3 protein-coding genes are annotated in these 3,813 nt (G+C 59.3%); all 3 read right to left on the bottom strand.

The annotated features are described in order from the left end of the window. The coding region (locus ACK4TM_RS17175) for an aminotransferase class III-fold pyridoxal phosphate-dependent enzyme (protein ID WP_409703722.1) at window positions 1-734 on the bottom strand (734 nt) is incomplete at its 3' end. Window positions 735-738: 4 nt separating this feature from the next. Then, complete coding sequence (locus ACK4TM_RS17170; RefSeq protein ID WP_409703719.1) at window positions 739-1,164, bottom strand: universal stress protein; 426 nt, start codon at window positions 1,162-1,164, stop codon at window positions 739-741. Between the two features lie 11 nt (window positions 1,165-1,175). Beyond that, the gene (locus tag ACK4TM_RS17165) at window positions 1,176-3,767 is read right to left on the bottom strand and encodes a TRAP transporter permease (RefSeq protein ID WP_409703725.1); all 2,592 of its coding nucleotides are present in this window, start codon (window positions 3,765-3,767) and stop codon (window positions 1,176-1,178) included. Window positions 3,768-3,813: the final 46 nt, after the last annotated feature.

Raw genomic sequence — 3,813 nt, 5'->3', positions numbered from 1 at the left:
CACATGACTTCATCCAAAATCAGCAACACGCCGTGGCGGTCGCAAATCTGCCGGATACGTTTGAGGTAACCGGGCACGGCAGGCACTGCGCCCATCGTGGCACCGACCACGGGTTCAGCGATAAAAGCCATCACCGTTTCGGGGCCAAGGCGCTGGATTTCCGCCTCCAGCTCATCCGCGACGCGCAGCCCGTAGGCTTCCGGCGTTTCACCATCCTGCCGGTCGCGATATTCATAGCAGGGCGCGATATGGCTGGTGTCCGCCAGCAAAGGCGCGAATTGCGCGCGCCGCCACGCGTTGCCCCCAGCGGCCAGCGCGCCCAGAGTGTTGCCATGATAACTTTGCCGCCGCGCGATGACCCGGTGCCGGTCCGGCTGACCAATTTCCATGAAATACTGGCGGGCGAGTTTCAGCGCCGCCTCCACCGCCTCTGACCCGCCAGAGACGAGATAGACCCGGTCCAGACCGGCAGGCGCCTCCGCGGTCAGCAGATCGGCAAGGTCTTCGGCCACTTGCGTGGTAAAAAACCCGGTATGGGCAAAGGCAATCCGGTCCAGTTGGTCATGCAGGGCGGCGCGCACCCCTGCGTCGGAATGACCAAGGCAGGATACGGCGGCACCGCCCGACCCATCCAGATAGCGCTTACCAGCAGCGTCAATGATGTAGCACCCGTCACCAGCCACGGCATGTGCAAGCTGGCCCTTGGTCGCGCGGCCAAAGATGTGGTTGGACAAAGGCTTAGCTCCTCACGACATAAACCGAACAGCGGGCGTGCCGGACCACGCGCGCTGCATTCGGGCCAAGCAGATAGTCGCGGAACACCGGGCGATGCGACCCCATGACTATCACATCAACCGACAATTTTTCCGCAGCACGCAGAATTTCGTCATAGATCGTGCCGTGCAGGATATGCGGATGCACATCAACGCTGTCGGGCACATGATCGTTGATCCAATCGGTCAGGGCCTTGCCAAAGGCAGAGATTGCTTCTTTTTCGTAGTTCTTTTTGAAATAGCCGCTGACTTGCGCCAGCCCGAAATCGGGCAGGACGCTGACGACATGCAGAATGCCGTCTTCACCAACCATCAACAAGGCCTCGCGCAGGGCGGCTTGCCAGCTGACGTCGTCGGTCAGGTCGATGGGCATCAGGATCGATCTGGGCATGGTGGTAATCCTTAGAATGCGGGTTTGGTCTGTCTGCGGCGCTGGAACAGGATCACAAGACCCAGAAGCAGAAAGGCGGGAAGGTAGAAGATTTCCGCAGGCATCCTGTCGCGCGGAACTTCGACGCGGGCAATTTCGACCATGTCATTGCCGTAGAAATCGAAACTGCGCAAAGACTCGGCAAAGGTGCTGCCGGGCATCGGTTCTTCCATCATCATATATTCGCCCTCAGGCAGCAGGAACAGGCCAGTATTCGCAAGCCTTTGCGCTGGCGGCGTGTCGTCGATATCGATCCGCAAGGTCGTGGTGCGGATATTGCCGGTCGCGAAATCGGGACCGGAGACGACGAAGCGCAGGAAATCGCCTTGTTCGGTTTCTTCGAGCACGGTTTCGAAACTGGTGCCGGGCAGGTTTTCAAACTGCGGCTGCACCCGGTCGAGCCAGAAATTCGGCACGAAGAGCGTGAAGGCCACCAGCAGCAGTGCGGCCGATTCCCACAGCCGCGAGCGCGCGAAGAAATAGCCCTGGGTCGCGGCGGCAAACAGCAGCATCGCAAAGGTCGCCACGACAAATATCTGCAACGCGATCAGTATGCCGGTCGTTGTCCCCAGATCGACGCCGAACAGGATCAGCGTCGGGTTGTAGACAAACAGAAACGGCAGCGCAACGGTGCGCAGGCTATAGAAAAACGCGGTGAAACCGGTCTTGATCGGATCACCCCCCGACACCGCAGCTGCGGCGAAACTGGCCAAGCCGACAGGCGGCGTCACATCCGCCATGATCCCAAAATAGAACACGAACAAATGCGCCGCGATCAACGGAATGATCAGCCCCTGATCTGCGCCAAGGCTGACCACAACACCGGCCATCAAGGAGGACACGACAATATAATTCGCCGTCGTCGGCAGCCCGAGGCCAAGGACCAGTGAAAACACCCCAACCAGCAGCAGCATGATGAACAGATTGCCGCCTGACAGCATTTCGACCAGCCCGGCCAGTTCGGTACCAATCGGCGTGCGTGTGACTGTCGCCACTATGATACCGGCGGCACCGGTGGCCACGGCGATGCCGATCATGTTCCGCGCCCCGGCGATCATGCCTTCGATCAGGTCATCAAAACCGGCGCGGAACTGGCCGATCAAATCACTTTCGCCGCGCATCAGCGCCTTGATCGGCTTTTGTGTCAGCAGGATCGCGAACATCACCATGACAGCATAGAAGGCAGATTTCGCCGGGGATTGCCGTTCCACCATCAGGAACCAGACCAGAACGATGATCGGCAGCAGGTAATGCAGGCCGGTTGGCACCACCTCGCCCATCACGGGCAGTTTGATCTGCTTGGCGTTAGGGTCGTCGATTTCCAGTTCCGGCTTTTTGGACGCCACAGAAAGCGCTGCAATATATAGCCCGGCCACAGCCGCGAAAATCACCCATGGTGCGATCCCGGGTGCGACACTGCGCAAAAGGTTCACAAGCCAGATGACGGCATAGAAAACCACGCCCGCGATGGCGAAACCGATGAAGACTTTCAACAGCATCGACAAAAGGCTGCCACCTTCGCCTAGCGCGGGCATGTCCTTTTTCAAAGCTTCCAGATGCACGATATAGACCAGCGCGATATAGCTGATGATCGCGGGGATGAAGGCGTGCTTGATCACCTCCAGATAGGAAATTCCGATGAATTCGACCATCAGGAACGCCGCCGCACCCATGACCGGCGGCATGATCTGGCCGTTGACGGATGACGACACCTCGACCGCGCCCGCCTTTTCGCTGGAAAAGCCAACGCGTTTCATCAGCGGGATGGTGAATGTACCGGTGGTAACAACATTGGCGATGGATGACCCGGAGATCAGACCGGTCGCAGCGGAACCGACGACCGCCGCCTTGGCAGGGCCGCCGCGCAGATGTCCCAGCCCGGCAAAGGCCATCTTGATAAAATAATTGCCTGCCCCCGCCTTATCCAGCAAGGACCCGAACAGCACGAACAGAAACACAAAAGACGTAGAAACACCCAAGGGGATGCCGAACACGCCCTCAGTCGACAGCCATTGCGTGTTGATGATGGATGTGAATGTGCGCCCGTTATGAGCAATCAGATCGGGGATCAGCCAGCCTTGGCCGAAATAGCTGTAGGCAAGGAAAATGCTGGCGACGACCGTCAGCGCCGGGCCAAGCGAGCGGCGGCTTGCCTCCAGCAGGGTCAGAACGCCGACGAGGCCGACCCAGAACTGCGTGTCGGTCGGCAAGCCGGACCGTGCGGTGCCCGCCAATTCCCGCGAGAACCAGAAAACATACAGCGCCGAACCGGCACCGAGAATGGCAAGCGCCCAGTCATATAGCGGGATATGATCACGCGGCGATGTCTTGGCCGCCGGATAGGCCAGAAAGGCCAACGCCAAGGCCAACGCCAGATGCATCGGGCGGGTCTGGTCAGAACCGAGGATTTTGACAAAAGGCAATTGGCCGAACCAGAATTGCGGTTCCGCGATCCAGACCTGAAAAAAGGCCCAGAACAAGGCCAACCCGGCGATCAACAGCGCCACGGCCCGGTTGCGGGGGTTGCGCGCACCACTGTCAGTGGAGGCAACCAGATCCTGCAATTCTTCGTCTGAAAAACCGCGCCGATCCTTGGCCTCTGTGTCATTG

The sequence above is a fragment of the Yoonia sp. genome, assembly GCF_046292185.1.
In the GTDB taxonomy this organism is placed as follows: domain Bacteria; phylum Pseudomonadota; class Alphaproteobacteria; order Rhodobacterales; family Rhodobacteraceae; genus Yoonia.
This window is presented reverse-complemented; position numbering and strand designations above follow the sequence as displayed.

What these genes read in the sequence shown, in the direction of transcription:
- ACK4TM_RS17170 (WP_409703719.1), bottom strand. Translation starts at nt 1,164, where the DNA reads ATGCCCAGATCGATCCTGATGCCCATCGACCTGACCGACGACGTCAGC.